At 65.2% G+C, this 6,585-nt stretch carries 6 protein-coding genes; 1 reads left to right on the forward strand and 5 read right to left on the reverse strand.

Annotated features, from left to right (window positions below; translation table 11 throughout):
* Positions 1-14: 14 nt before the first annotated feature.
* Entirely contained in the window at positions 15-935 is a 921-nt protein-coding gene (locus B7G53_RS13260) for a DMT family transporter (RefSeq protein ID WP_096668394.1), read from the forward strand.
* A gap of 25 nt (positions 936-960) precedes the next feature.
* On the opposite strand, the gene B7G53_RS13265 is transcribed toward B7G53_RS13260, so the two are convergent.
* From B7G53_RS13265 to B7G53_RS13285, 5 genes are read right to left on the reverse strand one after another with little or no spacing between them, the layout of a single operon-like run.
* Entirely contained in the window at positions 961-2,478 is a 1,518-nt protein-coding gene (locus B7G53_RS13265) for a malonate--CoA ligase (protein WP_096668396.1), read from the reverse strand.
* Between the two features lie 27 nt (positions 2,479-2,505).
* The gene (locus B7G53_RS13270) at positions 2,506-3,300 is read right to left on the reverse strand and encodes an enoyl-CoA hydratase/isomerase family protein (RefSeq protein ID WP_096668398.1); all 795 of its coding nucleotides are present in this window, start codon (positions 3,298-3,300) and stop codon (positions 2,506-2,508) included.
* Between the two features lie 13 nt (positions 3,301-3,313).
* The gene (locus tag B7G53_RS13275) at positions 3,314-4,312 is read right to left on the reverse strand and encodes a Bug family tripartite tricarboxylate transporter substrate binding protein (RefSeq protein WP_096668400.1); all 999 of its coding nucleotides are present in this window, start codon (positions 4,310-4,312) and stop codon (positions 3,314-3,316) included.
* Between the two features lie 43 nt (positions 4,313-4,355).
* Complete coding sequence (locus B7G53_RS13280) at positions 4,356-5,849, reverse strand: malonyl-CoA decarboxylase (protein WP_096668402.1); 1,494 nt, start codon at positions 5,847-5,849, stop codon at positions 4,356-4,358.
* Complete coding sequence (locus tag B7G53_RS13285) at positions 5,846-6,514, reverse strand: GntR family transcriptional regulator (protein ID WP_096668404.1); 669 nt, start codon at positions 6,512-6,514, stop codon at positions 5,846-5,848. Before B7G53_RS13285 ends, B7G53_RS13280 begins: the two co-directional genes overlap by 4 nt.
* Positions 6,515-6,585: the final 71 nt, after the last annotated feature.

Consider the following 6,585-nt stretch of genomic DNA (forward strand, 5'->3'; position numbering starts at 1 on the left):
GAAAACCCACTGGAATGAACCGCATTGTGGCCTACGCCTGCCTGGCGCTCAGCATGTCCCTGGTCGGCAGTTATGTCGCACTGTCCAAACCGCTGGTTGCGGTTTTCCCGGTCTTTCTGCTGGCCTGGCTGCGTTTTGGCATAGGCGGGACGGCCATGCTGCACTGGCTCAGGAAACCGGTCGGGGAGGCACCGATGACGCGGCAGACCCGGCAACTGGTGTTCCTGGAGTCCTTTCTCGGGAATTTCCTGTTTTCGATCTGCATGCTGTTCGGCGTGAGCCTGAGCAGCGCGGTGGCCGCCGGCGTCATCATGGCCGCCATCCCGGCCGCGGTGGCGGTGCTGAGCCGGCTCTTTCTCGGCGAGCGCATCCGCCCCCGGGTCGCGCTGGCCATCGCCTGCGCCGTCTTCGGCATCATGCTGGTGTCGCTATCAAAAACAGAGCTGCCTGCGTATGCAAATAAAGGGCTGGAGGCCGATTTGGCATCCAGCCGCGCCTGGCTGGGCAACCTGCTGCTGGTCGGCGCCGTGCTCTGCGAAGCCGCTTATGCGGTGATCGGCAAAAAGCTCACCGGTGCGCTCGGCCCCAAACGCATCACCGCGCTGATCAACCTCTGGGGGTTTGCGCTGGTGACACCGCTGGGCCTGTGGACGGCCTGGGGTTTTGACTTTGCCGCCGTGGCGCCCGGCAGTTGGCTGCTGCTGCTGTTTTATGCGCTGGCCGCCAGCGTCTGGACCGTGTGGCTGTGGATGACGGGCCTCAAAGGTGTGCCCGCCAGCCAGGCCGGTGTCTTCACCGTGATGCTGCCGGTCAGCGCAGCGCTGGTCGGCGTGGGTGTGCTCGGGGAGTCCGTGGGCGCGGCGCAACTGGCCGCGTTTGCACTGGCGCTGGCAGGCGTGGCACTGGCCACGCTGCCGGAGAAAACGCGCCCCTGAGCGCAGCCCGGAAAAGCGTCAGGCTTCAGGCAAACAGGGCCTTGTGCTGCTCGCGCAGCACGTTTTTCTGGACCTTGCCCATGGTGTTGCGCGGCAACTCACCAACGATGAAGCAGCGCTTGGGAATCTTGAAGTTGGCAAGCTGCGCCTTGAGCCGGGCAATGATCTGCTCGCCGTCCAGCTTCGCGCCGGGCTTGGCGATCACGACGGCGATGCCGACCTCGCCGAAGTCCGGATGCGGCACACCGACCACCGCGCTTTCGGCCACGCCGGGCATGTCGTTGATGTAACCCTCGATCTCGGCCGGGTAGACGTTGTAGCCGCCGCTGATGATCAGGTCCTTGCTGCGCCCGACGATGGTGATGTAGCCGCGTTCGTCGATCTTGCCGACATCGCCGGTCTTGAAGTAGCCGTCGGCGGTGAATTCTTCCCTCGTCTTTTCGGGCATGCGCCAGTAGCCCTTGAAGACGTTCGGCCCCTTGACCTGGATGCTGCCGATCTCGCCCGTGGGCACCGGCTGGCCGGCATCGTCCTGCACACGCAGGCTGACGCCGGGCAAGGCAAAACCGACGGTGCCGCCGCGCCGCTCGCCGTCGTAGGGGTTGGAGGTCAGCATGGCGGTCTCACTCATGCCGTAACGCTCGAGGATGGTGTGGCCGGTGCGCTCCTGCCATTCGGTGAAGGTTTCAATCAACAGCGGTGCGGACCCTGCCACAAACAGGCGCATGTTGCGGCAGGCTTCGCGGGTGAGCCCCGGCTCGGCCAGCAGGCGCACATACAGCGTGGGCACGCCCATGAACACCGTGGCCTCCGGCAGCTTCTGCACCACCAGCTTGGGGTCGAACTTCGCCAGCCAGATCATCTTGCTGCCGTTGATCAGCGCGCCGTGGATGGCCACGAACAGGCCATGCACGTGGAAGATCGGCAGCGCATGGATCAGCACGTCGCCGGGTTGCCAGGCCCAGTAGTCCTTGAGCACCAGCGCATTGCTCAGCATGTTGCCGTGCGAGAGCATGGCGCCCTTGCTGCGGCCCGTGGTACCGCTGGTGTAGAGAATGGCCGCCAGGTCGTCCGCGTTGCGCTGCACCACCTCGTGCCGGTCGCTGCAATGGGCGGCGCGGTCCAAGAGCGAGCCGGTGCGGTCGTCGTCCAGCGTGAAGACGTTTTGCGTGCCGGCCTTGAAGGCGATCTTGCTGACCCAGCCGAAGTTCTTGCGGCTGCACACCACCACCGAGGGTTCGGCGTTGCCGATGAAATACTCGATCTCGGCGCTCTGGTAGGCGGTGTTGAGCGGCAGGAACACGTAGCCGGCCCGCAGCGTGGCCAGATAGAGCATCAGCGCCTCGACCGATTTTTCAACCTGCACGGCAACGCGTGCGCCTTGCGGCAGGTCCAGCGACTGCAGCAGGTTGGCCATCATGGCGGTCGACCGCTCAAGGTCGCGCCAGGAGTAGTTCAGGCCGGTGTCGGTTTCCACCGCCACCGCATCAAGGTCTTTCGGAAAGGCTGCGCGCAGGGCGGCGAACAGGTTGTTGTTTTTCATCGCGTGGTTACCTGGAAATCGAAAAAGTCAGAGGTCGCCGCCCGCCGGGAAATGCGGCGGACGTTTTTCAACAAAGGCCGACACACCTTCGCGGTGTTCGGCGGAGTCAGCATAGGCATACGCTTTTGCTATCAGTTCAGTAGCAGACTGCGTCCACCCGTCCTGGGCCAGCGCCCGAAAAGTCTGTTTATTCAGGCGTGCCGCGGCGGGTGCCAGCCGGGCCACGCGGCCGGCCGTCGCCAGGGACTGCGCCCCCACCTCGCCGTCCGGCAGCACGCGGTTCAGAAAGCCGCGCTGCAGCATGGTGGCCGCGTCAAGCACCGCCGCTGCCAGCAGCATCTCGCGCGCCGTCAGCTCGCCGGCGGCGCGCATCACGAGCGCGGCCTCACGCGGCGCCATCGGAAACCCGAGCTTGCCGATCGGTGCGCCGAAGGTGGCCGACATGCCGGCCAGCCGCATGTCGCAACAACTGGCGATCTCCATGCCCGCGCCCATGCAGGCGCCCTCGATCTGCGCCAGGATGGGCAGGTCGCAGTCCAGCATGGCCTGCAGGCCGCCCCAGACCTCGCTTTCGTGGAAGCCGCGCAGGGCGGCCTCGTCAAAGCGGAAGTCCGGATACTCGGCGATGTCGCCGCCCGCGCAGAAACTGGCACCCTCCCCGCGCAGCAGCACGCAGCGCACATCGCTGCGCTGCTGCAGGCCGGTGAACACCTCGCGCAGCTGCTGCCACATGGCCCGCGACATGGCGTTGAGCTTGCCCGGATGGGACAGGGTGACCGTGGCGATGGAGCCGTCCGTGGCCAGCAGAACCTGTCCTGTCATGCACGTCTCAAGTTCAGTCCAGCTTGGCGCCGGATGCCTTCACCACCTGCGCCCACTTCTTGACCTCGGCGCTGATGAAGCTGCCGAACTGCGGTCCCGCCAGGCCGGTGAACTCGGCGCCCTGGCGTGCCCAGACGGCCTTGGCTTCGTCGGTGGTGCAGGCCTTGCGGATTTCCTCGATCGCGCGGGCCTGGGCATCGGCCGGCATGCCCTTGGGGCCCCAGACGCCGTACCAGGTCGTCACGTTGTAGTCGGGCAGGCCCACCTCGGCGGCGCTCGGCACGTCCGGTATCGCCGGGTTGCGTTTGTTGCCCGACACCATCAGCGCCTTGATGCGGCCGCCGGCAATGTGGCTGGCCGATGAACCCAGGCCGTCGAACATCATTTCGACGTCGCCGGCGATCAGCCCCTGCAGGGCCGGCCCGGCACCGCGGTAGGGAATGTGCGTGATGAAGGTTTTGGTCTGCTGCTTGAACAGCTCGCCGGCCAGGTGGTGGGAGGTGCCGGCGCCGGCCGAACCGTAGTTGAGTTTGGCCGGATTTTTCCGGGCGTACTCGAGGAACTCCTTGAAATTGGCCGACGGAAGTTTTTGCGGGTTGACCACAACGACCTGCGGCACACTGGCCACCAGGATCAGCGGCACCAGGTCTTTCTCGATGTCATAGTCGAGCTTGGGGTACATGCTGGGCGCGATGGTGTGGTGGACCGCACCCATGAACAGCGTGTAACCATCCGGCGCGGCCTTGGCGGCAATGCTGGCACCCAAGGTACCGCCGGCGCCGCCGCGGTTGTCAATGATCAGCTGCTTGCCGGTCAGGCGCGCAAACTGTGCCGACATGGGACGCGCAAAGGCGTCCGTGCCACCGCCCGCGGGAAAGGGAACAATCATGGTCACCGGCTTGGCAGGCCAGCCCGATTGCGCATGGCTGCCCAGTGAAAACGCGGCAACGCCGGCGGCCGCTGCACGCAGCACATCGCGTCGGGACGCGTTGAGGTCAAAGCTCGATGTCATGTCTGTCTCCTGTCGTTGTTGAAATAGGGTTTGGTTAGCAAGCTTACGAAATATACAAATCTTCGATATCACCGGATACGGGGATTTTCCCCTGCGACAGCAGCGCCCGGTGCTTGTCCAGGCGTTTGAGGTCATAGAGGTAGTTGACCATCAGACCGCAGGACTGCTTGAGTCCCTTGGCCGACGGATCACCCATCCAGTTGAGCCGCTCGATGCGTGCGCCGTTGCCCAGGTGAAAACGCGCCACCGCATCGAGCGGCTTGCCGTCGTCGAGCTCGCGCCCCAGGTACTGCGCCGCGCAGCGCAGCAGCATGCGGCGCACCGGTGACTTGTCGTCCAGGGCCGGCGCATTGTCGGCCGCGGTGAGGAAATGCTGCGCGGTGGGTGGTTCAAACCCGATCGCCCTGCCCAGTGCGCTGCGTTCCTTGTCGTCAAGCAGCGCCAGCATCGCGCCGGCATTTTTCCCGAGCCACTGGCGAAAACCGGGAATCGGCGAGAGCGTCGCAAAGTGTTTGAGCCGCGGAAATTCGGCATGCAGTGTTTCCACCACACGCTTGATCAGCGAGTCGCCGAAACTCACGCCGCGCAGGCCGGCCTGCGTGTTGCTGATGGAGTAGAAAATCGCCGTGGTGGCCTTGGCCAGATCCGCCGGCGCGGCCGACTCGTCCAGCAGCGGCGTGATGCCGGCGGCCATCTCGTCCATCAGGGCCACCTCGACAAAAATCAGCGGCTCGTCGGGCATGCGTGGATGGAAAAAGCCATAACAACGCCGGTCGCTGTCGAGCCGGTTTTTCACATCGGCCCAGCTCTTGATGTCGTGCACGGCTTCGTACTTGATCAGCTTTTCGATCAGCGATGCCGGTGAGTCCCAGCTGATGCGGCGCAGGTCGAGAAAACCCACGTCAAACCAGGTCGAGAACATGTACTCCATCTCGACATCGAGCGCCTGCAGCCGCCTGTCCGCCTTGAGGTAAGGCAGCATGTCGGCGCGCATATCGACCAGAAACCGGATGCCTTCCGGAAACGCGCTGAAGCGCTGCAACAAACGCCTGCGCGGCGACACCGTGGCACGGCGGTAACGCACCTCAGCGACAGCCTCGTCGGGCGTGCCCACCGCGGCGGCAAACTGCGCTTGCGCCAGCTTGACCTTCTGCGCATCGGCCACAAACTGCTCGCTCATCAACAGCCACATGTCGCGGCGCTCATTCAGTGCGGCGCCGGCATACCAGCCGGCCACGCCCTTGGCGCGGCGGCCGCCTTCGACCTCGCTGACCTGCGGGTCCACGATGGCCTTGAGCTCCTCCAGCGTACGCCGCAGCACGCGCGGCGACAGCGCTTCCTCCTTTTTTCGCAAGGTGGCGGTCAGGCGTTCACGGGTCGAGCGAGCCGGCGTCGGCACCTCCGCGGAAGCGCCGGACGCTCCTTTTTTAGGAGCATCTGGCGCAGCAGCCACGCTGGTTTCTGCCGATTTTGAGGCTGCCTTTTTATCGCCGGAAAAGCGCGACACACTGCGGTTGAGCCAGTCGGCGGCGGTCATGAGGCCACCCGCGTGCGCTGATGGCGGGCCAGTTCGCGCAAGGCCTCGCGTTGCCGCGTCAGGTGGGTGCGCATGGCCGCGTCGGCGCCCTCGCTGTCGCGGGCCATGAGCGCGGCAAACACAGCCATGTGCTCCGACAGGCTTTGCGCCAGCCGCCCGGGGGCGTGCAGTTGCTGCGCACGCGCCAGCTTGAGGATCTTGCGCAGATCGGCGATCGCCGTGGCCAGCCAGCGGTTGTCGGCCAGCGCGATGATGGCTTCGTGGATCGCAAAATTGGTGTCGTAATACTCATTGATGCGGCCGGCGTTGGCGTGGCCGGCCAGCCGCTCGTGCAGCGTGCTCAGCGCCGCCAGGTCGGCGTCGCTCGCATTGCGCGCAGCTTCATACGCGCAGCGCCCTTCCAGCAGGGCAATCACCGGAAAAATATCGTCCAGGTCCTTCTCGGTGACTTCGCTGATAAAGCAGCCGCGCCGCGGCTCGTGTCGCAGCAGCCCCTCCGCCGTCAATACCTTGAGCGCCTCGCGCAGCGGCGTGCGGGAAATCTGCAGCCGCTCGCACAGGACCAGCTCGTCGAGAAAGCTGCCAGGGGCGTAGGTACCGGCAAAAATCTGCTCACGCAGGGTGGCAGCCACTTCCTGGTGCAATGAGTTCTGGACGAGTCGCATGGTGGGTATCCGTTGGTCGTCGTGTAGATGCAAAATGCCAAGCGGAGCCTGGCGGTGGGCGGTGGGCGGTG

The organism is Polaromonas sp. AET17H-212 (assembly GCF_002379085.1).
Lineage (GTDB): Bacteria > Pseudomonadota > Gammaproteobacteria > Burkholderiales > Burkholderiaceae_C > Polaromonas.

Coding starts and splice junctions, on each gene's coding strand:
- B7G53_RS13265 (WP_096668396.1), bottom strand. CDS start 2,478: ATGAAAAACAACAACCTGTTCGCCGCCCTGCGCGCAGCCTTTCCGAAA.
- B7G53_RS13280 (WP_096668402.1), bottom strand. CDS start 5,849: ATGACCGCCGCCGACTGGCTCAACCGCAGTGTGTCGCGCTTTTCCGGC.
- B7G53_RS13270 (WP_096668398.1), bottom strand. CDS start 3,300: ATGACAGGACAGGTTCTGCTGGCCACGGACGGCTCCATCGCCACGGTC.
- B7G53_RS13260 (WP_096668394.1), top strand. CDS start 15: ATGAACCGCATTGTGGCCTACGCCTGCCTGGCGCTCAGCATGTCCCTG.
- B7G53_RS13275 (WP_096668400.1), bottom strand. CDS start 4,312: ATGACATCGAGCTTTGACCTCAACGCGTCCCGACGCGATGTGCTGCGT.
- B7G53_RS13285 (WP_096668404.1), bottom strand. CDS start 6,514: ATGCGACTCGTCCAGAACTCATTGCACCAGGAAGTGGCTGCCACCCTG.